Origin of the sequence: Aeromonas sp. QDB25, from assembly GCF_027707725.1 — a bacterium.
Classification (GTDB): Bacteria; Pseudomonadota; Gammaproteobacteria; order Enterobacterales; family Aeromonadaceae; genus Aeromonas; species Aeromonas caviae.
In genome coordinates, this window is record NZ_JAPCIZ010000004.1 from 52,071 (window position 1) to 74,869 (window position 22,799).

The following is a 22,799-nucleotide window of genomic DNA, read 5'->3' on the forward strand; positions in this document are numbered from 1 at the left end:
CCCGCATTCCCGCATTTTCGGAGGCTTCCCATGCCGCCCCGCACACTTGATCAACTGATGAGCCACTTCGGCATCGATGCCCCGGCGCTTTCCCTCACCGATCTCCAGCTCGACAGCCGGCGGGTCGGTCCCGGCTCGCTCTTCGTGGCGATTCGTGGCCATCAGGTGGATGGCAGGCGCTTCATCGAACAGGCGGTGGCTCAGGGAGCGACCGCCGTGCTGTTTGAGGAGGACGGAGAATTCGTCCCTCCGGCGACCCAGATCCCCTGCATCGGCATGAGGGATCTTCCCGCTCGTCTCTCCGAGCTGGCCGGTCATTTCTACGGTCACCCTGCGCAAAAGTTGCAACTGGTGGGCATCACGGGCACCAACGGCAAGAGCACCACGGCCCTGCTGGTGGCCAACTGGCGGACCTTGCTGGGGGGCAAGGCCGGGGTCATGGGCACCATAGGCAACGGTCTGTTTGGCGAGCTCATCGAAGCAGAGAACACCACGGGCAGCGCGGTCCAGGTGCAGGCCAATCTGGCCGCCTTGCAGCAGCAGGGGGCTGATCTGGTGGCGATGGAGGTCTCCAGCCACGGTCTGGTGCAGCATCGCGTGGCGGCCCTGCCTTTTGCCGCGGCAGTCTTCACCAACCTGAGCCGGGATCATCTGGACTATCACGGCACCATGGAGGCCTATGCCGCCGCCAAGGAGGAGCTGCTGAAGCTGGTGGATGAGCCTTGCGCCGTCATCAACGCCGATGACCATCTGGGACGGCAATGGCTGGCGACCTATCCCGGTGCAGTGGCCTTCGGGGTTCATGGTCCGATTGAAAACCATGCCGGACGACAACTGACGGCGCAGGATCCCCATTTCCACCAACAAGGTTTTGATACGCGCATTAACTCCAGCTGGGGGAATGGTGTATTATCCGCCCCCTTGCTCGGCCGCTTCAACGTCAGCAACGTGCTGGGCGCCATGGGCGCCATGCTGGTGCTCGGCTACGACTTCGATGACCTGCTGGCGACGGCCCCCAGACTGCAACCGGTGACCGGTCGCATGGAGTGCTTCGGCGGTAGCGATGCGCCGCTCGCCGTGGTCGATTACGCCCACACCCCGGATGCGCTGGAGAAGGCCTTGCAGGCCCTGCGGGTGCACTGTGAAGGGCGGCTCTGGTGCCTGGTGGGTTGTGGTGGCGACAGGGATCGCGGCAAGCGTCCCATGATGGCTGCCATGGCGGAGCAGCATGCGGACTGCGTGATCCTGACCGACGACAATCCCCGTACCGAGGAGCCGGCCCGGATCATGGCCGACATGGTGGCGGGTCTTCGTGATCCCGGCGCCGTGCAGATTGAGCACGACAGGACCAAGGCAATCCAGTTGGCACTGAGCCAAGCGAGCAAAGAGGACATCATCCTGGTGGCCGGCAAAGGCCACGAGGATTATCAGATCATTGGAACCGACAAGCGGCACTACAGCGATCGGGAAACCGTCGCAGCCGCCTTGCACACATTAATGGAGTCATTCAAATGATGACCCTCAGGCTTGCCGACCTGGCGCAGGTGCTCGATGCCCGTCTGATCGGGGGCGACCATGAGATCACGGCGGTCAGCACCGACACCCGTACCCTGGGCGCGGGGGCGCTGTTCGTGGCCCTGCGCGGCGAGCGTTTCGACGCCCACGATTTCTGCGACCAAGCGGTTGCCGCCGGCGCCAGTGCCCTGCTGGTGGAGCGCGAATTGCCGCTGGCCATTCCACAACTGGTGGTGGGCGACACCCTCAAGGGGCTTGGGCGTCTGGGCAGGCTGGTGCGCGAGCGCATCAATCCGAAAGTGCTCGCCATCACCGGCAGCTGTGGCAAAACCACGGTGAAGGAGATGGCGACGGCCATCCTGCGTTGTGAAGGGGAGGTGCTGGCCACCGCCGGCAACTTCAACAACGAGGTGGGGGTGCCGCTGACCTTGCTGCGCCTCGAGCCGCAACACCAGTTCGCGGTGATGGAGCTGGGAGCCAACCACCCGGGCGAGATCGCCTGGACCACGTCGCTCGCCAGACCCGACGCCGCCATCATCAACAACGTCGCTGCCGCGCACCTGGAAGGCTTTGGCTCCTTGGAAGGGGTGTTCCATGCCAAGAGCGAAATCTTCGAAGGGTTAGGCGAGGGCGGCACCGCCATCGTCAATGCCGACAACGAGTTCTGGCCGAAGTGGCGTGAAAAGGGCATCCAGTGCGCCTTCTCCCTCCAGGATCAGCGTCAGCCGTTCCACGCCCGCGACATCGTGCTCAACGAGCAGGGTTGTGCCGGGTTTGTGATGGTGACGCCCCAGGGAGAGGTGAACCTGACCCTGGCCATTCCGGGTCGCCACAACGTGGCCAACGCCCTGGCTGCTGCCGCCGGGACCCTGGCCCTGGGCGCATCGCTTGCGTCCGTCAAGGCGGGGCTGGAGCAGATGGCGCCGGTCAAGGGCCGTTTCTGCGTGCAACGCTGGGGTGGCCTCACCCTGGTGGATGACACCTACAACGCCAGCGTGGAGTCCGTGCTGGCGGGTATCGATGCCCTGACCGCCATGAACGGCTACAAGGTGCTGGTGTTCGGTGACATGAAAGAGTTGGGTGAGGAGTCCGCCGCGCAGCATGCCCGGGTCGGACACCATGCCCGTGAGCAGGGCCTCGATGCCGTGCTGACCGTAGGGGAACAGAGTCGCCACACCGCAGATGCCGCGGCTGGCCGACATTTCGATAACAAGGCGTCGTTGTTTGAAGTGCTTGCGCAAATGATAGAGACACATCAGGAAATTTCGATTCTGGTCAAGGGCGCCCGTGGCTCCCGCATGGAAGATATCGTCGAGATGGTCAAGGGCCATCAGGAGTCAGCCACATGCTAGTCTGGCTGGCGGAACTGCTCACCCCGCACTTCACCTTCTTCAACGTCTTCTCCTACCTGACGTTTCGCGCCATCCTGTCGATCATCACCGGTCTGGTGGTGGCGCTCTGGATGGGGCCGCGCCTCATCCGTCGCCTGCAGATCATGAAGTTCGGCCAGGTGATCCGCAACGACGGTCCCGAGTCCCACCTCAGCAAGAAGGGCACCCCGACCATGGGCGGCCTGATGATCATTGCAGCCATTTTCACTTCTGTGCTGCTCTGGTGCCGCCTCGATAACCCCTATGTCTGGCTGGTGCTGTTCGTGCTGGGGGCCTATGGTGCCATCGGCTTTGCCGATGACTATCTCAAGGTGGTGCGCAAGAACACCGATGGCCTCATCGCCCGCTGGAAGTACTTCTGGCAGTCCGCGGTCGCGCTGGGTGTGGCAGTCTTCCTCTACGCCACGGCCACCCACGATGGTCAGACCCAGCTGGTGGTCCCCTTCCTCAAGGATGTGATGCCCCAGCTCGGCCTGATGTTCATCCTGCTGACCTACTTCGTCATCGTCGGTACCTCCAACGCGGTCAACCTGACCGATGGCCTGGATGGCCTCGCCATCATGCCCACCGTGATGGTGGCGGGGGGCTTCGCCCTGATCGCCTGGGCGACCGGTAACGTCAACTTCGCGAACTACCTGCACATTCCCTACGTGCCCTACACCTCCGAACTGGTGATCGTCTGTACCGCCATCGTGGGCGCGGGCCTGGGCTTCCTCTGGTTCAACACCTACCCGGCCCAGGTCTTCATGGGGGACGTGGGTTCCCTGGCCCTGGGCGGCGCGCTCGGTACCATAGCCGTGCTGGTGCGCCAGGAGTTCCTGCTGGTGATCATGGGGGGCGTCTTCGTGATGGAGACCGTCTCGGTGATCCTGCAGGTCGGATCCTACAAACTGCGCGGCGTGCGGATCTTCCGCATGGCCCCCATCCATCACCACTATGAGAAGAAGGGCTGGCCGGAGCCGCGCGTCATCGTGCGCTTCTGGATCATCACCCTCATGCTGGTGCTGCTTGGCCTCGCCACCCTGAAGGTGAGGTAAGCCATGGTCATCATCATCGGACTCGGCAAAACCGGACTCTCCTGCGTCGATTACTTCCTCGACCGCGGCGTCACGCCGCTGGTGATGGACACCCGTGCCAACCCGCCGGGCAAGGACGAGCTTCCCCCCGAGGTGGAGCTCATCCACGGGCTGGACGCGGAGCGGCTCAAGCAGGCGCACATGATAGTGGCCAGCCCGGGCATCGCCCTGGCGACTCCGGAGTTGAAGGCCGCCGCCGAGTTCGGGGTGCGCATCGTCGGTGACATCGAACTGTTCGTGCGTGAAACCCAGACGCCCGTCATCGCCATCACCGGTTCCAACGGCAAGAGCACGGTCACCACCCTGGTGGGTGAGATGATCGCCGAGGCGGGACTCAAGGTCGGTGTGGGGGGCAATATTGGCACCCCGGCGCTGTCACTCCTCAAGCAGCCCATGGATCTCTGCGTGCTGGAGCTCTCCAGCTTCCAGCTCGAGACCACCTACAGCCTGCGGGCCGCCGCCTCCGTGGTCCTGAACCTCAGTGAAGATCATATGGATCGCTATGCCGGCATGGCGGATTACCGCGCCGCCAAGATGGAGATCCATCAGCACTCCCAGCACATCCTGATCAATCGCGACGATCCCCAGACCCTGCCCGATGTGGGTCAGGTGTGGCAGAGTTTCGGCCTCGACTGCAACGGCTACGGTCGCTGCGAGCTGGAGGGCCGTCACTGGCTGACCTTGCACGGCGAGCCGCTCCTGGCGGTGGACGAGATGAAGATAGTGGGTGCCCACAACCAGGCCAATGCCCTGGCGGCCATGGCCCTGTGCGATGCGGTGGGCATTCCCCGCGAGGCACAACTTGCCGTGCTGCGCCGCTTTGAAGGCCTGCCTCACCGTGCCCGCTTCGTGCGGGAGGTAAATGGGGTGCGCTGGATCAACGACTCCAAGGCCACCAACGTGGGGGCGACCCTGGCCGCCGTGGCCGGGGTACGTGAAGCGGTCAAGGGCCGCCTGCTGCTGCTGGCCGGTGGCCAAGGCAAGGGGCAGGACTTCGGCCCGGTGCAGGCCCTGCTCGGCAGCCAGATCGATCACATGTACTGCTTTGGCCAGGATGCCGAGGTGCTGCTGGCCCTGGGCGAACAGACCGAGCGGGTTGCCGATCTTGACGCTGCTGTCGCCAAGGCGGCGGTCGATGCCAGGCCCGGTGACTGGGTGCTGCTGGCGCCGGCCTGCGCGAGCCTGGATCAGTTCAAATCCTTTGAAGCGCGCGGCGATCGCTTCACCGAACTGGTGATGGGCTTATGAACGCCCTGCGCGTGGTTGCGGGATTCTTGCAGCGCTGGTTGCTACCGGCGCGCCCCGCCGGTCTCTACGATCGGCAGCTGGTGGTACTGGCTCTCGCCCTGATGGGCGTCGGGCTGGTGATAGTGGCGTCAGCTTCCATTCCTGAGGGGATCGCCATCAACAACGATCCCTTCATGTTCGTGAAGCGCCACGGCATGTTCCTGGTGATGGCGCTGGGTATCTCCTGGTTCGTGTTGCAGGTACCCATGGCACGCTGGCAGCACTACAACGGCCCCATGTTGTTGCTGGCCATCGTGCTGCTGGTGATGGTGTTGCTGGTGGGCCGCAGCGTCAACGGTTCGGTACGCTGGCTGCCGCTTGGCCCCTTCAACTTGCAGCCGGCTGAGTTCGGCAAGCTGGCGCTGTTCGTCTATCTGGCGGGCTATCTGGTGCGCCGCCAGAGCGAGGTGCGCGAACGCTTCATCGGTTTCATGAAACCCATGGCGGTGCTGTTCGTGGTGGCCATCCTGCTGCTGGCCCAGCCGGATCTCGGGTCAGTGGTGGTGATGTTCGTCACCTCCCTCGGGATGCTGTTCCTGGCCGGTGCCCGGCTGGTGCAGTTCATCGGTCTCATCCTGGTGGGGGTGAGCGCCGTGGTGACCCTGATCATCGCGGAGCCCTACCGGATGCGGCGGGTGACCTCTTTCCTCGACCCCTGGGCCGATCCCTTTGGCAGCGGCTATCAGCTGACCCAGTCCCTGATGGCCTTTGGTCGGGGGAGCTGGTTTGGCGAGGGGCTCGGCAACTCCATCCAGAAGATGGAGTACCTGCCGGAAGCCCACACCGACTTCGTGTTCGCCATTCTGGGCGAAGAGCTGGGCTACGTGGGGGTGCTTGGCGCACTCTTCCTGATTTTTGCGCTGGCGGTGAAGGCGCTCAAGCTGGGTCACCAGGCGCTGGTGGCCGAGCGGCTCTATGAAGGTTATCTGGCCATCGGCATCGGCATCTGGTTCAGTTTCCAGACTTTCGTCAACGTCGGTGCCGCCAGCGGCATGATGCCTACCAAGGGGCTGACCCTGCCGCTGGTCAGTTATGGCGGCTCCAGTCTCATCATCATGATGGTGGCGGTGAGCATGTTGATTCGTATCGATTTCGAGTTGCGCCAGGCGAGTGCCCAGGCGCGCGTGCGGGAGGTTGCGTGAGCAAGACGTTACTGGTGATGGCGGGTGGTACCGGGGGCCATGTGTTCCCCGGCCTGGCCGTCGCCGATCGCCTCAAGGCCCAGGGCTGGACCATCCACTGGCTCGGCACTGCCGACCGGATGGAGGCGGAGCTGGTGCCTGCCCATGGTTATCCCATCTCCTTCATCGACATCCAGGGGGTGCGTGGCAACGGCATCAAGCGTCTGCTCGCGGCGCCCTACTGTGTCATCAAATCCGTGCTGCAGGCCCGCCAGGTGCTCAAGACCATCCAGCCCGATGTGGTGCTGGGCATGGGGGGCTTCGCCTCCGGCCCGGGTGGCGTGGCCGCCTGGCTGTCCGGCATTCCGCTGCTGCTGCACGAGCAGAATGCCGCCGCCGGCCTGACCAACAAGCTGCTGGCCCGTATCGCCAGGCGGGTACTGATGGCCTTCCCCGGTGCCTTCGCCCCCAATGTCCGTACCGCCGTGGTGGGCAACCCGGTGCGCCCCGAGGTGGTGGCGCTGCCGGATCCCCAACTGCGCAGCAGCAGCGATCCTCTGCGCCTGCTTGTGGTCGGTGGCAGCCTGGGGGCCCGGGTCCTCAACGAGCAGGTGCCTCCTGCGGTTGCAGCTGCCGGTGTGCCCATCGAGGTGCGTCACCAGTGCGGCAAGGGCAACGGGGAGGCCGTGGCTGCTTCCTATGCCGGGCTGGGGGTCGAGGCCGAGGTGAGTGAATTTATCAAGGACATGGCGGATGCCTATGCCTGGGCGGACCTGGTGGTGTGCCGCGCCGGCGCATTGACCGTCTCCGAAGTGGCCGCCGCCGGTGTGGCCGCCATCTTCGTGCCCCTGCCCCATGCGGTGGACGATCACCAGACCCGCAACGCCCTGACCCTGGTCGACGGCGGTGCGGCCGAGTTCCTGCCCCAGTCCGAGCTGACGCCGGCGGCGCTGGCGTCGCGCCTATCCTGGCTCGCCGGGCGCAGGGAAACCCTGTTGAACATGGCCCAGGCCGCGCGCCGGGTCGCCATCATCGATGCCGCCGAACGGGTTGCCGATGAGTGCAAACGGCTCGCGACAGGGTGAGTCGAACGAGATTGACGGACGGGGTGCTGGCCAAAGCCACCCACCCGCTCCTCGAATACATGTGTCACCGAATGAAAGTGGCCTGTGGCCGCGAATTGAGAAAGAACTATGACCAAGGTTGAACTGGCAAAACTGCGTACCGTTATCCCCGAAATGCGCCGCGTGCGTCGCATCCACTTCATCGGCATCGGTGGCGCCGGTATGGGCGGTATTGCGGAAGTGCTTGCCAATGAAGGGTATCAGGTGACCGGCTCGGATCTGGCCCGCAACGGGGTGACCGAACGCCTGGCCTCTTTGGGCGCACACATCTTTGTCGGTCACAGTGCCGAGCATGTGGACGGTGCCAGCGTGGTGGTGGTTTCCACCGCCATCAAGCAGGACAACCCCGAACTGCTGGCTGCCCGCGAGCTGCGTATTCCCGTGGTGCGCCGCGCCGAAATGCTGGCGGAACTGATGCGCTTCCGTCACGGTATCGCCATCGCCGGGACCCACGGCAAGACCACCACCACCAGTCTGGTGGCGAGCATCTATGCAGAGGCGGATCGCGACCCCACCTTCGTCATCGGCGGTCTGCTCAACAGCGCCGGCACCAATGCCCGCCTGGGCAGCAGCCGTTATCTGATTGCCGAGGCGGACGAGAGCGACGCCTCCTTCCTGCATCTGCAACCCATGGTCTCCATCGTGACCAACATTGAAGCGGATCACATGGATACCTATGGCGGCGATTTCTCCAGGTTGAAGGCCACCTTCATCGATTTCCTGCACAACCTGCCGTTCTACGGCCTGGCCGTGGTGTGCGTGGATGACCCCGTGATCCGCGGTATGCTGCCGGAGATCGCCCGTCCTACCCTCACCTACGGTCTGAGCGATGATGCCGATGTGCAGGTGCTGGACTTCGTGCAGACCAGCAATCGCAGCCGCTTCCGGGTGCGCCGTGCAGGGGCGGGTGAGCTGGAGGTGACTCTCAACCTGCCCGGTATCCACAACGCCCTCAACGCCGCCGCCGCCATCGCGGTGGCAACCGAAGACGGCATCGGCGACGAGGCCATCATCCAGGCACTTTCCAAGTTTGAAGGGGTGGGGCGCCGCTTCCAGCAATATGGCGAGTTTGAAACCGGCCGTGGCAAGGCCATGCTGGTGGACGATTACGGCCATCACCCGAGCGAAGTGAAGGTGACCATCAACGCCGCTCGTGCCGGCTGGCCCGAGAAGCGGCTGGTGATGGTGTTCCAGCCGCACCGCTACAGCCGGACCCGGGATCTCTACGAAGATTTCGCGGACGTGCTCTCCAAGGTGGACGTGCTGGTGATGCTGGAGGTCTATGCCGCCGGTGAGGAGCCCATCCCCGGTGCCGATGGCCGTGCCTTGTGCCGTTCCATCCGCTCCCGCGGCACCCTGGAGCCGATCTTTGTCGCAACGCCGGACGATGTGCCCGCGGTGCTGGCCGACCTGATTGGTGAGGGGGATCTGGTATTGACCCAGGGGGCGGGGAACGTCGGTGCGCTGGCCCGTCGTCTCGGCGAGATGAAATTGAGCGTGGATAGCATGAAATCCGGTGCCTGAGGGCCCAATGAGTATTTTGACCGCCAAGCCGAGGCCTATATAATGGCGAACCGGTCTGCAAGTGGCCGGCATGGCGCGTTTTACGGGGATCGATCGGGTGGAGGCAAGGGCACAAGGGCGCACCAAGGGGGGCTTCATCGCCGGGGTGGCATTTTTCATCCTGGTCATGTGGGGGCTCTACCAGACTGCGCTGGATGTTAAAGACTGGCTGACGGATGCCAGTCGGTTGCCCATGCGCGAGCTGTTGCTGCAGGGGCAACACGAATATTTGAAGGCCGATGAGTTGCGTGCTGCCGTGCTGGATGGTGCCGAACTTCGCAACTTCTTCGAGCTGGATGTGAACGAATTGCAGGCGCGTCTGAACGCTCTGCCCTGGGTGGCCCAGGTCTCGGTACGAAAGAAGTGGCCGAACAAGATCAAGGTCTATCTCACGGAACAGGATGTGGCGGCTCGCTGGAACGGTAACCGCTTCGTCAACACCAAGGGTGAGGTATTCAGTGCCCCGGACAGGGTGAAGAAGCCCCTGATGCAGTTGTCCGGGCCCGATGATCAGGCCGCCAAGGTGCTGGAAGCCAGCCATCAGTACGAAACGCTGCTGGCGGCCAAGGGATACAAGTTGCTGGGGGTGAATCTGACCCCCCGCCATGCCTGGGAACTGACCCTGGATGGCAACATTCAGCTGTTTGTGGGGCGCTCGGATATCGCGCTTCGTCTGCAGCGGTTTATCGATGCCTTTCCCGTCATCGAGCCCCGTGAGCGGGTTGCTTACGTGGATCTTCGATACGACACCGGGATGGCAGTTGGCTGGAAGAAAAGCGAAGAGAAAGTGAATGACCAACACCGCAGATAGAAATTTGATTGTCGGACTGGATATCGGCACGACCAAGGTGGCGGTACTGGTTGGCGAAGTATTGCCTGATGGCGAACTCAATGTCATCGGCATGGGCAGCCACGCTTCTCGCGGGATGGAGAAGGGCGGGGTCAATGACCTCGACTCCGTGGTCAAGTCCCTGCGCCGCGCGGTGGAAGAGGCCGAGATGATGGCAGACTGCCAGATCAGTTCCGTCTATCTGGGGCTGTCCGGCAAGCACATCGATTGCCGCAACGAGACCGGCATGGTGCCCATCTCCGACGAAGAGGTGACCCAGGAGGATGTGGACAACGTCATCCACACCGCCAAGTCGGTGCGGTTGTCTGACGAGCTCCGGGTGCTGCACGTGCTGCCCCAGGAGTTCGCCATCGACTATCAGGAAGGGATCAAGAACCCGGTCGGCCTCTCCGGCGTGCGGATGGCAGCCAAGGTGCATCTCATCACCTGCCACAACGACATGGCGCGCAACATCGAGAAGTGTGTGGAGAAGGTGGGTCTGCGGGTGGATCAGCTGATCTTCTCCGCCCTGGCCTCCAGCTACGCCGTGCTGACCGAAGACGAGAAGGAGCTGGGTGTCTGCGTGGTGGACATCGGTGGCGGCACCATGGACATGTCGCTCTTTACCGGCGGTGCCCTGCGTCACACCAAGGTGATTCCCTATGCGGGCAGCACGGTGACCAGCGACATCGCCTATGCCTTCGGCACGCCGCCGCTGGATGCGGAAGCGATCAAGGTGCGCTACGGCTGCGCCCTCGGCCGCCTGGTCAGCAAGGAAGACAATATCGAAGTGCCCAGTGTCGGCGGTCGCCCGGCGCGCAGCCTGCAACGGCAGACACTGGCGGAAGTGATTGAACCCCGTTACACCGAGTTGCTCTCCATGGTGAATGATGAGCTGGTGCGGGTGCAGAGCGAATTGAAGGCACAGGGGGTCAAGCATCAGCTGGCCGCCGGTGTGGTCTTGACCGGTGGCGCGGCCCAGATCGAAGGCATTGTGGAGTGCGCAGAGCAGATCTTCCAGAGCCAGGTCCGGGTAGGCGAGCCCATGAATATCCGGGGATTGAGTGACTACGTACAGGCACCGGTGTACTCGACTGCGGTCGGGTTGTTGCAGTACGGCCGCACCAACCAATCCACCGGCAGTAACAAGGAATATGCCGCCAAGGCAAGCGTAGGTGGGCTGGTCAAACGGGTCAGCAACTGGTTGCGTGGCGAGTTCTAAAGATTTTGCTGAGTCAGGCAAATAAAGCGGAGAGACAACATGTTTGAATTTATGGATAGCCACACTGACGAAGCCGTCATCAAGGTGATAGGTGTGGGTGGCGGCGGCGGCAACGCAGTCGAGCACATGGTTCGTCAAAACATCGAAGGTGTCGAGTTCATCACCGTGAACACCGACGCCCAGGCACTGCGCAACTCCAGTGCCAATACCACCTTGCAGATCGGCGGTGGCATCACCAAGGGGCTGGGTGCCGGGGCCAACCCGGAAGTGGGTCGTGACGCCGCCATGGAAGACAGGGAAGCGCTGCGCGAGCTGCTGACCGGTTCCGACATGGTGTTCATCGCTGCCGGCATGGGTGGTGGTACTGGTACAGGTGCTGCACCGATCGTGGCCGAAGTAGCCCGCGAGATGGGTATCCTGACCGTTGCCGTCGTGACCAAGCCGTTCTCCTTCGAAGGGAAGAAGCGGATGGGCTTCGCCGCTCACGGCATCGAAGAGCTCTCCAAGAACGTCGACTCCCTGATCACCATCCCCAACGATAAGTTGCTGAAGGTGCTGGGTCGCGGCATCTCCCTGCTGGACGCCTTCAAGGCGGCCAACGACGTGCTGCTGGGTGCAGTACAGGGCATCGCCGAGCTGATCACCCGCCCGGGCCTCATCAACGTCGACTTCGCGGACGTGCGTACCGTGATGCGCGAGATGGGTACCGCCATGATGGGTACCGGCTCCGCCTCCGGTGACGACCGTGCCGAAGAAGCGGCCGAGAAGGCCATCTCCAGCCCGCTGCTGGAAGATGTGGATCTGGCCGGTGCCCGCGGCATCCTGGTCAACATCACTGCCGGCATGGACATGACCATCGAAGAGTTCGAGACCGTGGGTAACGCGGTCAAGGCCTTCGCGTCCGAGAACGCCACCGTGGTGGTGGGTACCGTAATCGACCCGGAAATGCACGACGAACTGCGCGTTACCGTAGTAGCGACCGGTATCGGTGCCGAGCGCAAGCCCGACATCACCCTGGTCAAGAACAACATGGTTCAAGAGCGTCCGGCCCGTCAGCCCCTGATCAGCGAAGCCCTGCAGTCTCGCGTGATGGAAGAGGCCCCGGCCAAGGTGGTGAACGCCGAGCCGCAAGCTCGTCGCGAACCGGATTATCTCGATATTCCTGCGTTCCTGCGCAAGCAGGCAGACTAAGCCTCTGATGGCTCTGGTTTGTTTGTTGCTTAAGGATTGTGCTAAGATGGCCCGGCAACGACCATCTGGTCAGGAATTTGAGCTGTTAAAGCGGATACGCCCATGATTAGACAAAGAACCTTGAAAACGAGTGTCCAGGCCACCGGTGTGGGCCTGCATTCGGGCCGGAAAGTCACTATGACGTTCCGTCCGGCGCCTGTTAACACAGGGATCGTTTACTTGCGTACCGATCTGAATCCTGTGGTCGCGCTGCCAGCCAACGCCGATCAGGTGCGTGATACTGTGCTTTGTACCGCTCTGGTGAACGAAGCCGGTGTTCGCGTGTCGACCATCGAACATCTGTCTGCCGCTCTGGCCGGGATGGGGATCGACAACCTCTATGTCGAGGTTGATGCCCCCGAGATCCCGGTAATGGACGGCAGTGCGCATCCGTTCATCTATCTGCTGCAGGAAGTGGGTATTCGTGAACAGAACGCGCCCAAGCAGTTCGTGCGGATCAAGCAGAGCATCCGGGTTGAAGACGGCGACAAGTGGGCGGAATTCCACCCCTATCGTAACGGCTTCAAGATGGATCTCGAGATCGATTTCCAACATCCGGTGTTTGAAGGCCGCAACCAGCGTTGCGTGCTGGACTTCTCCGGCAGCTCCTTCGTGAAAGAGATCAGCCGTGCCCGTACCTTCGGCTTCATGCGTGATATCGAGTACCTGCGTTCCCAGAACCTGGCACTGGGCGGCAGCCTGGAAAACGCCGTGGTGCTGGATGACTACCGGGTGCTGAACGAAGATGGTCTGCGCTACGAAGACGAGTTCGTGAAGCACAAGATGCTGGATGCCATCGGCGATCTGTACATGTGCAATCGCAGTATCATCGGTGAATTCCGTGCCTACAAGACGGGCCATGCCCTGAACAACAAGCTGCTGCGTGCCCTGCTGGCCCAGCAGGAGGCCTGGGAACTGGTGACCTTCGAGGGTGAGGGCGACAAAGCGCCTATCGCTTACTACGACAACGGTCTGGTTCTGGCCTGATAGCTGTGCAACAGGACGTCGGTCATCTCTCCGCACCGACGTCCTGTCATTTGTTTATTCCATCCTTTAATACCGATTATCTCCCGGTTTTATTGCCCGTGCAGGCCCTTGGCCTCACCTGACCGAGAAGACAGATTTCTATGAGTATTACCCTGATCCTCCACGGTAAGCAGCGCCGCAGGTTGCACTTACCCAAACAACGTCTGGCTTGGGTCGGCGGTATTCTCTTCACTGTATTGGCCTTGGGGGGCGGCTGGCTCTGGCAGAGCTGGCAGCAGAAAATGGAGGCGCTGGAAGTGGCGCTGACCCTGGCGCAGCAGCAAAAATCCACGCAAGGGGCCGATGAAGCCCGCGAACAGCTTGCCATGCTGGCCGCCCAGGTGGGCACCATGCAGGGACAACTTGGTCGCCTCAACGCCCTCGGCGAGCGCCTGACCGAGAAGGCGGACCTCGATCCCGAGGAGTTCAACTTCAAGGAGCTGCCCCCGATGGGCGGCCCTTCCTACGATGCAGACCTGGAAGTCAGCCTGGGTGAACTGCAAGATTCCATGGAACACCTCAGCCGTCAGCTCAGCAGCCGCGAAGAACAGCTGTCGGTACTTGAATCCTTCATCATGAACCACCATATCACCGATGCGGGTTTCATCCCCGGCTCACCGGTCAAGCAGGAGCGTGTCTGGATCTCCTCCGGCTTCGGTGGGCGGGTCGATCCGTTCAACGGTCGCGCCAAGATGCACAAAGGGGTGGATTTCCGCGGCAGGCCCGGCACCCCCATCCTGGCGACAGGCAAGGGGATTGTCAGCTGGGCAGGGCGCCATCCGGAGTTTGGCAACATGGTGGAGATTGACCATGGCAATGGTCTGGTCACCCGCTATGCCCACAATTCCAAGTTGCTGGTGGATGTGGGCACCCTGGTCGATGAGGGCCAGAAGATTGCCCTGATGGGGCGAACCGGTCGTGCAACCGGAGTTCATTTGCATTACGAAGTGTTGAAAGATGGTCGTCAGGTCAACCCCGCGCGCTTTCTGAATGCCAGACGGGGTTAGGTTTTTTCTTCAGGTTCCAGTGACGGAACGCTTATATAACCAAAACAGTTGGTACCCATGATTAGCACACTGCTCACCAAGATTATCGGCAGCCGGAATGACAGAACGCTCAAGGCTTTGCGCAAAATTGTAAAACAAATCAATGCGATGGAGCCTCAGTTCGAGGCACTGTCCGATCAGGAACTGCAGGCGAAGACCGCCGAGTACCGTCAACGTCTGGAGCAGGGCGAAACACTGGAGCAGTTGCTGCCGGAGGCGTTCGCCACCGTCCGTGAAGCCTCCCGCCGTGTGTTCGGCATGCGTCACTTCGACGTCCAGCTGATCGGCGGCATGGTGCTGAACTCCAACCGCATCGCCGAAATGAAGACAGGTGAAGGTAAAACCCTGACGGCCACCCTGCCGGCCTACCTGAACGCCCTGACCGGCCGCGGTGTGCACGTCGTGACGGTGAACGACTATCTGGCCAAGCGTGATGCGGAAGCCAACCGCCCGCTGTTCGCCTTCCTCGGCATGACGGTGGACTGCAACGTGCCCGGCATGGATGCGTCCCAGAAGCGCGATGCCTACGCTGCCGACATCACCTACGGTACCAACAACGAATTCGGTTTCGACTACCTGCGCGACAACATGGCATTCTCGCCGGAGCAGCGTGTACAGCGTCCGCTCAACTACGCGCTGGTGGATGAGGTGGACTCGGTGCTCATCGATGAAGCCCGCACCCCGCTCATCATCTCCGGTCCGGCGGAAGACAGCTCCGCCATGTACACCCAGATCAACAAGTTGATCCCCCTGCTGGTCAAGCAGGACAAGGAAGACTCCGAGGAGTACACCGGCGACGGCCACTACACGGTGGACGAAAAGAACCGCCAGGCGCTGCTGACCGAGAACGGCCAGATCTTCGTGGAAGAGCTGCTCAAGAAAGAGGGACTGCTGGCCGAGGATGACTCCCTGTTCTCCGCCACCAACATCAGCCTGCTGCATCACGTCAATGCTGGCCTGCGCGCGCACACCCTGTTCGAGCGCAACGTCGACTATATCGTCCAGAAGGACGAGATCGTCATCGTCGACGAGCACACCGGCCGCACCATGCCGGGTCGTCGCTGGTCAGACGGTCTGCACCAGGCGGTTGAGGCGAAGGAAGGGGTCAAGATCCAGAACGAGAACCAGACCCTGGCCTCCATCACCTTCCAGAACTACTTCCGTCTGTACGACAAGCTGGCGGGCATGACCGGTACTGCGGATACCGAAGCCTTTGAATTCCAGCAGATCTATGGCCTGGATACCGTGGTCATCCCGACCAACAAGCCGATGGTGCGCAAGGACATGGGCGATCTCGTCTACCTGACCGCCCAGGAGAAATACGCGGCCATCGTGCAGGACATTCGCGAGTGCGTGAAGCGCGGCCAGCCCGTGCTGGTCGGTACCGTCTCCATCGAGAACTCCGAGCTGCTCTCCGGCATCCTGACCAAGGAAAATATCCCGCACAAGGTACTGAACGCCAAGTTCCATGCCATGGAAGCGGAGATCGTCGCCCAGGCCGGCCAGACCGGCGCCGTCACCATCGCCACCAACATGGCCGGTCGTGGTACCGACATCGTGCTGGGCGGCAACTGGCAGGCGGAGATCGCCCAGCTGGAAAACCCGTCAAGCGAGCAGATTGCCGGGCTGAAAGCGGCCTGGCAGGTGCGTCATGACGAAGTGCTGGCGGCCGGTGGCCTGCACATCATCGGTACCGAGCGTCACGAATCCCGTCGTATCGACAACCAGCTGCGCGGCCGTTCCGGTCGTCAGGGTGATCCGGGTTCCTCCCGCTTCTACCTCTCCATGGAAGATACCCTGATGCGGATCTTCGCCTCCGACCGCGTGACCGGCATGATGAAGAAGCTGGGCATGGAAGAGGGCGAAGCCATCGAGCATCCCTGGGTGACCAAGGCCATCGAGAATGCCCAGCGCAAGGTGGAAGGTCGCAACTTCGACATCCGTAAAAACCTGCTCGAGTTCGACGACGTGGCCAACGATCAGCGCAAGGTGGTCTACGAGCAGCGCAACGAACTGCTGGACACCAACGACATCTCCGAGACCATTCACGTCATCCGTGACGACGTCTACGGCGCCATCATCGACGAGTACATCCCGCCCCAGTCCCTGGAAGAAATGTGGGACGTGCCGGGTCTGGAAGCGCGTCTGAAGTCCGATTTCGCCCTGGATCTGCCGCTGCAGCAGTGGCTGGCGGAAGACGACAAGCTGTATGAAGAGAAGCTGCGCGAACGCATCCTGGATGAAGCCACCAAGCTCTATGCCCACAAGGAAGAGCTGGTCGGCAAGGAGGTGCTGCGCAACTTCGAGAAGGCGGTGATGCTGCAAACCCTGGACGGCCTGTGGAAAGAGCACCTGGCGGCCATGGATCACCTGCGTCAGGGCATCCATCTGCGCGGCTACGCCCAGAAGAACCCCAAGCAGGAGTACAAGCGCGAATCCTTCGATCTGTTCACCCAGATGCTGGAAACCCTCAAGCGCGACGTGGTCAGCATCCTGAGCCGGGTACAGGTGCAGGAGCGGGATGTGGAGGCGATGGAAGAGCAGCAGCGCCAGCAGGCCGAAGCCGCTCCCCGTACCTACACCCATGCCACGGCCGAAAACCAGCTGGCTGACGAGGATACGGGTGGGGCCGAGGGCCATACCACCTTCGTGCGCGACGAGCAGAAGATCGGGCGCAATGATCCCTGCCCCTGTGGTTCGGGTAAAAAATACAAGCACTGTCACGGTCAGCTGACCTGACACCCTGCCATGATGAATACACCGCCTTCGGGCGGTGTATTCATTTTCGGACCAAGGAGGGGACGATGAGCAGATTGCCGGCGGGATGGGATGGGGAGGCACATGGGCACTGGCTGCAGGAGAGACGCCAGGAGGCGATCCGTTGTGTGCTGAGCAGGCTGAACGCAGAGACGAACAAATCTGTTCCCCTGCAACTGCAGTTTGCCTATTACCTCTTTTTGTCCGGCGATCCCGCCTCGGCGGCCCAGGTGCTGACGCTGGCGTACCGATCCGCGCCCGATAACACTGAGGTGCTGCGCAATCTCTGTGTCTGCCTCTCGCGCTCCGATCAACATGAGCGGGCCGTGATGCACCTGGTCGAACTGGTGCGGCGCGAGCCGGATGATTATCTGGTCCATGACGGGCTTTGCACTTCCCTTGCCAAGCTAGGACGCCATGAAGAAGCGGCACAAGCGGGAACCCGTGCCCTGACTCTCAAGGATGAGGCCGTCTCGCAGCCTGTCGCAGGGTGGGTGCTGCCGATAGAGGGGCCGGATGACTGGCTCGCGGAGCAGGGGGAGAAGCAGGCAGTCATCGCCTTCTCCTTGTGGGGAGCACAGCCTCGCTATTTGCGGGGAGCGCTCGACAATGTGCTGGCCGCAGCTTACCTCTATCCTGGCTGGCGGGTGCGCTTCTATGTGGATGGCAGTGTCCCTCAGGGGTTTCTGGCCTGCCTGCAGGAACATGGCGCCGAGATAAAGGTGCAGCCCGATGGCCAATCCCAGCGTCAGCGCCTCTGCTGGCGCTTCCAGGTCGCCAATGATCCCGGCGTGGGGCGCTTTCTTGTGCGCGATGCGGACTCCGTGATGAATCTGCGGGAGCGGCTGGCGGTCGATGACTGGCTTGCATCGGGGCGCTGGTTCCATATCATGCGTGACTGGTGGAGCCACACCGATCTGGTGCTGGCCGGCATGTGGGGCGGTGTGGCCGGTGTGCTGCCTCCCCTTGCGCCGCTGATGGCGAGCTATCAGCCCAGTACCATGGAAACACCGAACATCGACCAGTGGTTCTTGCGAGACTGTTTATGGCGCTATCTGCGCCAGAGCGCGCGGGTACACGATCGTTGTTTCACTCCGCCCGGTGCGGTGCCCTGGCCGCAGGTTGCGCCGCCGGGCAATGAGCATGTCGGGCAGGATCTCTTCAGGGCCCGGGGGGATCAGCAGGCCATTCGGCTTGCCCCCTGGATCGCCCGTTTGCCGTGTTTACGCTGAGGACAATGATGGAACAGAAGAAACGGATCTGGGTGGCGGTGGGCGTCATCGAGAACGAACGGGGCGATATCTTCATCGCCAAACGCTCAGCCGATCGCCATCAGGGGGATCGCTGGGAGTTTCCTGGTGGCAAGGTGGAGTCGGGGGAGGATCTGCTCACCGCGCTGGACAGGGAATTGTGGGAAGAGATCGGGATCCGGGTGCAGGATTGTGCCCCCTTCATGGAGCTGCACCACGATTACCCCGACAAGCAGGTCTTGCTGGATATCTGGAAGGTGACCCGCTTCCACGGCGAGCCCTTTGGCAAGGAGGGGCAGGAGTGTCGCTGGGTGCCACTGGCCTCGCTGCACGAATACCGCTTCCCGGATGCCAACGGCCCCATCGTCGCGCGGTTGCAGGCCTCGCTTGCCTGAAAGGGAATCGATACCAACGAAAAAGGGCCTGAGGGCCCTTTTTTGATCGTGAAGTGTTTATTGCCAGGGATCGCCCTGTTCCGAATCGGGCAGCAGATCCGGGTTGATCTCGCCCGGGATGCGCTTCTGTTCATCCGCCCACTCGCCGAGGTCGATCAGCTGGCAGCGCTTGCTGCAGAAGGGGCGAAACGGGCTCTGCGGACCCCATTCGATCTCGCTCTGACAGGTCGGGCACTTTACCTTGGTCACCATGGGGCGCTCCTCAACAACAGGCGAGCTGGAAGGAGACGTCGCCTATCTGCTGTTCCGTCGTCGGCAGGAAGCGCAGGGCGAAGCGGTTCTTGTGGCCGCTCAGGGTCGGATAGCAGGGCTGGGTGCCCGCCAGACGGATGCGGATCAGTTCAGCCCCTTCGGCGGTATCCTGGAAGAAGCCGTTGGTGGCCACCTGGTCGCTGAAGTTGCCCGACTCGCGCCACAGGCGCAGCAACAGGGAGATGGCGTTCATCAGCAGGGTGATGTCACTCAGCCATTGCTGCATCTGCTGGTGGCGGGTGACGGCCGGGGTCGCCAGCCAGTGGTGCAGTTGCGGCACATCGAAGGCGCACAGACCTCCCGGAATGGAGAAGCGCTGACGAATGGAGCCGAGCAGGCGATCCTCTTTCAGACGGGCGCCGGGGCGCGGGGAGTTTAGCAGGTTGCGGGAGAGCTGGGTACTCTCCTGCTGCATCCGCTGGATCTGCTCGAGATCGACGTCAGGCAGACTGGCCCAGTGGCTCAGGCGTTGGCCGAGGCGCTCCAGATCCTTGATCAGATCGGCACGCAGGTCACCACGCTCCAGCAACTCCTGCAAATCGAACAACCCCTTGAAGAAGGCGATATGTGCCCAGGACTGGTCACTCTCCAGATTGTCGCGGATCTGGGAAAACAGGGACTCCAGACGAAGATAGGTCCGGCTTTTTTCATTGAGGGGAAAATCGTAAATCATGCCTAATCCTGGCCAGCCATAAACCGGCCTAGTGTACTCACAGTTGGTGGGCTTGTTGAGAGGCAAATGCCAGATATGTCTGGTGCAGGGCGAAAATTCGCTGCCAGATGGTCTCACTCGTACCACTCTGGTTGTCCAGGACGTCGTCGGCCATCGCCAGGCGCTCGCTGCGGCTCGCCTGGGACGCCAGTATCGCCTGGGCCTGTTCCCGAGTGACGCCATCGCGGCGGCAGGTACGCTCGATTTGCGTCGCTTCGTCCACATCGATCACCAGTACCCGATCGGCGAGGGAAGTGAGCCTGTTTTCCACCAGCAAGGGGACGACCAGCAGGCAGTAGGGGGAGCGGGTTGCCGCACACTGGCGCAGCATCTCGGTGCGGATGAGGGGATGGAGCAGGGCATTGAGCCACTCCTTGGCCTGCGAATCGGTGAAGATCCGCTCTCGCAGCCGGCGGCGATCGAGCTGGCCATCGGGGGCAACGACATCCGGGCCAAAATGGGCGGCGATGGCAGCCAGAGCAGGGGTGCCGGGCTCCACTACCTCGCGGGCGATGATGTCCGCATCCACCACCTCGATGCCCAGCTCGGCAAAGCGGTTGGCAACCGTGGTCTTGCCGCTGCCGATTCCCCCTGTGATTGCGACTACATACATGGGTCAGAGATCCTTTTGCTAGAGCACGACATCAAGATACCAGCGGGTGATGCTATCGCCCCACAGCAGCGTTATCCAGCCCGCGATGGTGAGATAGGGGCCAAAGGGAATGGGTTTGCCCTGGTGGTGGTTGCGCAGCAGGATGAGACCGATGCCGATGATGGCGCCCGCCAGCGAAGAGAGCAGCAGCACGATGGGCAAGGCTTGCCAGCCGAGCCAGGCGCCCAGCGCCGCCAGCAGTTTGAAATCCCCGTACCCCATCCCTTCCTTGCCGGTCAGCAGCTTGAAGGTCCAGTAGAGGCTCCAGAGCACCAGGTAACCCGCCATGGCGCCGACCACCCCATCGGCCAGGGGCACGAAACCGCCCGCCAGATTGAACAGCAGGCCACCCCAGAGCAGGGGCAGGGTGAGCTGATCCGGCAAGAGCATCTTGTCCAGGTCGATGAAGGTCAGTGCGACCAATGTCCAGGTGAGCAACAAAGCGGCAAGGGTGCCCCAGCCGGGGGAAAGCGCGGCTGCTACCGAGACCGACAGCAGGGCGGTGAGCAGCTCGACCAGGGGATAGCGAGCCGAAATGGGGGCGTGGCAGTTGCGGCAGCGCCCCCTGAGCCATAGCCAGCTCAGTAGGGGAATGTTCTCCAGCGCCCCTATGGGGTGGTCGCAGTGGGGGCAGCGGGAGCGAGGTACCATGAGGTTGTATCGTCCGGTTGCAGGAGGAGTCTCTTCACCGTCACCGAAATAGTCGCTGTATTCGGCATGCCAGGCCCGCTCCATCATGATGGGCAGGCGATGGATCACCACGTTCAGGAAGCTGCCCACCATCAGGGAGAAAAGGAAAATCAAGGAGAGATAGAGCCAGGGCAAGCCCTGGGCCAGTTCGATCAAAGGCACCATAGATCAATCGCTTGTGTCGGGAACGGGGATGACAGATGGCCGGGGGAAATGCACCGCCCGGCCCTCTGTCGAGGGGGTCAGTGTATCACAGAGCCCAGCTTGAAAATGGGGAGGTACATGGCCACGACCATGCCGCCGACCAGCACCCCGAGCACCACCATGATGATGGGTTCGAGCAGGCTGGTGAGGCCGTCGACCATGTCGTCCACCTCCTGTTCGAAAATGGCGGCGACCTTGGAGAGCATGTCGTCGATGGCGCCGGATTCCTCACCGATCATCACCATCTGGGTCACCATGTCGGGGAAAAGATCCACGGTGCGCATGGCGACGTTGATCTGCATGCCGGCCACCACCTCGTTGCGAATGGCCATGGTCGCAGTGCGATAGACATAGTTGCCCGATGCTCCGGCCGCCGAGACCAGGGCATCCACCAGTGGGATACCGGCGGAGAAGGTGGTGGAGAGGGTGCGTGCAAAACGGGCCATGGCCGCCTTGTGCAGTATGTTGCCCACCACGGGAATGGTGAGGATGAACTTGTCCGTGTTGTCCCTGACCTTCTGGGATTTTCGCCAGGCCCGCACATAGAGGAAGACGGCGAGAGCCGCGCCGCCAAAGATGGCGTACCACCACTCCTGCATGAAGCGGGAGATGGCGATGACGAACCGGGTAAAGGCGGGCAGCTCGGCACCGAAGCTCTTGAAGATATCCTCGAACTGGGGAATGACGAAGAGCAGCAGGATGGAGGTGACGACGATGGCCACCAGAATGACCATGGACGGATAGAACATGGCCTTCTTGATCTTGGATTTGAGGGCTTCGTTCTTCTCGCGGTAGATGGCGATACGGTCGTAGATGGTCTCCAGGGCACCGGATTGCTCCCCGGCCTCGACCAGGTCGCAATAGAGGTCGTCGAAGTGGCGGGGATGGCGGCGCAACGCCTCCGAGAGCGGGGTGCCCGTTTCCACATCGGCGGCGATCTGGCCGATGAGTTCGCGCACCGCCGCTTTCTCGTGGCCGCGAGCAATGATCTGAAGACTCTGCACCAGAGGCACGCCGGCGGAGAGCATGGTGGTGATCTGGCGGGAGATGACGGCGATGTCCATCGGCTTGATCTTGGCGCCGCCCTTGGAGAAGAGCCCCTGGCTCTGCTTGCTGACCCTGGTGACGTTGACGCCCTGCTTGCGCAGCTCGGCCTTGACGGTGGTGATGCTGTCGGCTTGCAGCTCGCCGGAGACCTTCTGTCCCTTGCGGTTGACGCCGTGCCAGCGGTAGGAGAAGACTTTTTTCGGTGCGTTGCGTTTTTGAGCTAATGTGGCCATCACTGCATCCTGCAATTGGGCGACGGTGGCCGGATGCTGCTGCCTGTCCGGCTCATCTTGGCTTGAAGAAGGTCATCGGGGTGATTACAGCGGCTTCACCCGGCGAGATGACTCGGG

Annotated in this window: 20 protein-coding genes; 15 read left to right on the forward strand and 5 right to left on the reverse strand. The window is 62.1% G+C overall.

Annotated features, from left to right (window positions below):
- Nucleotides 1-30: 30 nt before the first annotated feature.
- The 15 genes from murE to mutT all read left to right on the forward strand — a co-directional run bounded on the left by murE (nucleotide 31) and on the right by mutT (nucleotide 18,832).
- Nucleotides 31-1,515: a UDP-N-acetylmuramoyl-L-alanyl-D-glutamate--2,6-diaminopimelate ligase gene (murE, locus tag PG883_RS02435; RefSeq protein WP_103858096.1), complete on the forward strand. Its 1,485-nt coding sequence runs from the start codon at nucleotides 31-33 to the stop codon at nucleotides 1,513-1,515.
- Nucleotides 1,512-2,867 (forward strand): UDP-N-acetylmuramoyl-tripeptide--D-alanyl-D-alanine ligase, encoded by a 1,356-nt coding sequence (murF, locus tag PG883_RS02440; RefSeq protein WP_103858095.1) that lies wholly within the window; start codon nucleotides 1,512-1,514, stop codon nucleotides 2,865-2,867. The genes murE and murF overlap by 4 nt, the downstream gene beginning before the upstream one ends.
- Nucleotides 2,861-3,943, forward strand: a complete 1,083-nt coding sequence (gene mraY / locus PG883_RS02445; RefSeq protein ID WP_010675838.1) for a phospho-N-acetylmuramoyl-pentapeptide-transferase — start codon at nucleotides 2,861-2,863, stop codon at nucleotides 3,941-3,943. The genes murF and mraY overlap by 7 nt, the downstream gene beginning before the upstream one ends.
- A gap of 3 nt (nucleotides 3,944-3,946) precedes the next feature.
- Nucleotides 3,947-5,230 (forward strand): UDP-N-acetylmuramoyl-L-alanine--D-glutamate ligase, encoded by a 1,284-nt coding sequence (gene murD / locus PG883_RS02450; protein ID WP_041211794.1) that lies wholly within the window; start codon nucleotides 3,947-3,949, stop codon nucleotides 5,228-5,230.
- A complete protein-coding gene (gene ftsW / locus PG883_RS02455) occupies nucleotides 5,227-6,411 on the forward strand; it encodes a cell division protein FtsW (RefSeq protein WP_010675836.1) in 1,185 nt (394 codons plus the stop codon). Before murD ends, ftsW begins: the two co-directional genes overlap by 4 nt.
- On the forward strand, nucleotides 6,408-7,475 hold the full coding sequence (gene murG / locus PG883_RS02460; RefSeq protein ID WP_125117056.1) for an undecaprenyldiphospho-muramoylpentapeptide beta-N-acetylglucosaminyltransferase: 1,068 nt from the start codon (nucleotides 6,408-6,410) through the stop codon (nucleotides 7,473-7,475). The genes ftsW and murG overlap by 4 nt, the downstream gene beginning before the upstream one ends.
- Nucleotides 7,476-7,583: 108 nt before the next feature.
- Nucleotides 7,584-9,038 carry a UDP-N-acetylmuramate--L-alanine ligase gene (gene murC, locus PG883_RS02465; RefSeq protein WP_041211792.1) on the forward strand — a complete coding sequence of 485 codons (1,455 nt, stop codon included), beginning with the start codon at nucleotides 7,584-7,586 and terminating at the stop codon, nucleotides 9,036-9,038.
- Nucleotides 9,039-9,135: 97 nt separating this feature from the next.
- Entirely contained in the window at nucleotides 9,136-9,888 is a 753-nt protein-coding gene (locus tag PG883_RS02470; protein ID WP_161653113.1) for a cell division protein FtsQ/DivIB, read from the forward strand.
- Nucleotides 9,869-11,128, forward strand: a complete 1,260-nt coding sequence (gene ftsA / locus PG883_RS02475; RefSeq protein ID WP_010675832.1) for a cell division protein FtsA — start codon at nucleotides 9,869-9,871, stop codon at nucleotides 11,126-11,128. Before PG883_RS02470 ends, ftsA begins: the two co-directional genes overlap by 20 nt.
- A 39-nt stretch (nucleotides 11,129-11,167) precedes the next feature.
- Nucleotides 11,168-12,319: a cell division protein FtsZ gene (gene ftsZ / locus PG883_RS02480; RefSeq protein WP_005305686.1), complete on the forward strand. Its 1,152-nt coding sequence runs from the start codon at nucleotides 11,168-11,170 to the stop codon at nucleotides 12,317-12,319.
- 102 nt (nucleotides 12,320-12,421) lie between these two features.
- Entirely contained in the window at nucleotides 12,422-13,345 is a 924-nt protein-coding gene (lpxC, locus tag PG883_RS02485; RefSeq protein ID WP_010675831.1) for a UDP-3-O-acyl-N-acetylglucosamine deacetylase, read from the forward strand.
- Nucleotides 13,346-13,485: 140 nt separating this feature from the next.
- Complete coding sequence (locus PG883_RS02490; protein WP_039040495.1) at nucleotides 13,486-14,391, forward strand: M23 family metallopeptidase; 906 nt, start codon at nucleotides 13,486-13,488, stop codon at nucleotides 14,389-14,391.
- Nucleotides 14,392-14,448: 57 nt separating this feature from the next.
- Complete coding sequence (gene secA / locus PG883_RS02495; RefSeq protein WP_103261558.1) at nucleotides 14,449-17,169, forward strand: preprotein translocase subunit SecA; 2,721 nt, start codon at nucleotides 14,449-14,451, stop codon at nucleotides 17,167-17,169.
- Between the two features lie 65 nt (nucleotides 17,170-17,234).
- Entirely contained in the window at nucleotides 17,235-18,419 is a 1,185-nt protein-coding gene (locus PG883_RS02500) for a tetratricopeptide repeat protein (protein WP_103858093.1), read from the forward strand.
- Nucleotides 18,420-18,427: 8 nt separating this feature from the next.
- Nucleotides 18,428-18,832 (forward strand): 8-oxo-dGTP diphosphatase MutT, encoded by a 405-nt coding sequence (gene mutT / locus PG883_RS02505; protein ID WP_171864957.1) that lies wholly within the window; start codon nucleotides 18,428-18,430, stop codon nucleotides 18,830-18,832.
- 57 nt (nucleotides 18,833-18,889) lie between these two features.
- On the opposite strand, the gene yacG is transcribed toward mutT, so the two are convergent.
- From yacG to PG883_RS02530, 5 genes are all read right to left on the reverse strand, one after another.
- Nucleotides 18,890-19,084, reverse strand: a complete 195-nt coding sequence (gene yacG / locus PG883_RS02510) for a DNA gyrase inhibitor YacG (protein ID WP_103858092.1) — start codon at nucleotides 19,082-19,084, stop codon at nucleotides 18,890-18,892.
- A gap of 10 nt (nucleotides 19,085-19,094) precedes the next feature.
- Nucleotides 19,095-19,817: a cell division protein ZapD gene (gene zapD, locus PG883_RS02515; RefSeq protein ID WP_010675825.1), complete on the reverse strand. Its 723-nt coding sequence runs from the start codon at nucleotides 19,815-19,817 to the stop codon at nucleotides 19,095-19,097.
- Nucleotides 19,818-19,854: 37 nt separating this feature from the next.
- Nucleotides 19,855-20,469: a dephospho-CoA kinase gene (gene coaE / locus PG883_RS02520; RefSeq protein ID WP_052814464.1), complete on the reverse strand. Its 615-nt coding sequence runs from the start codon at nucleotides 20,467-20,469 to the stop codon at nucleotides 19,855-19,857.
- Between the two features lie 18 nt (nucleotides 20,470-20,487).
- Complete coding sequence (locus PG883_RS02525; RefSeq protein ID WP_052814465.1) at nucleotides 20,488-21,363, reverse strand: prepilin peptidase; 876 nt, start codon at nucleotides 21,361-21,363, stop codon at nucleotides 20,488-20,490.
- 77 nt (nucleotides 21,364-21,440) lie between these two features.
- Nucleotides 21,441-22,682 (reverse strand): type II secretion system F family protein, encoded by a 1,242-nt coding sequence (locus PG883_RS02530; protein ID WP_010675822.1) that lies wholly within the window; start codon nucleotides 22,680-22,682, stop codon nucleotides 21,441-21,443.
- Between the last annotated feature and the right edge of the window lie 117 nt (nucleotides 22,683-22,799).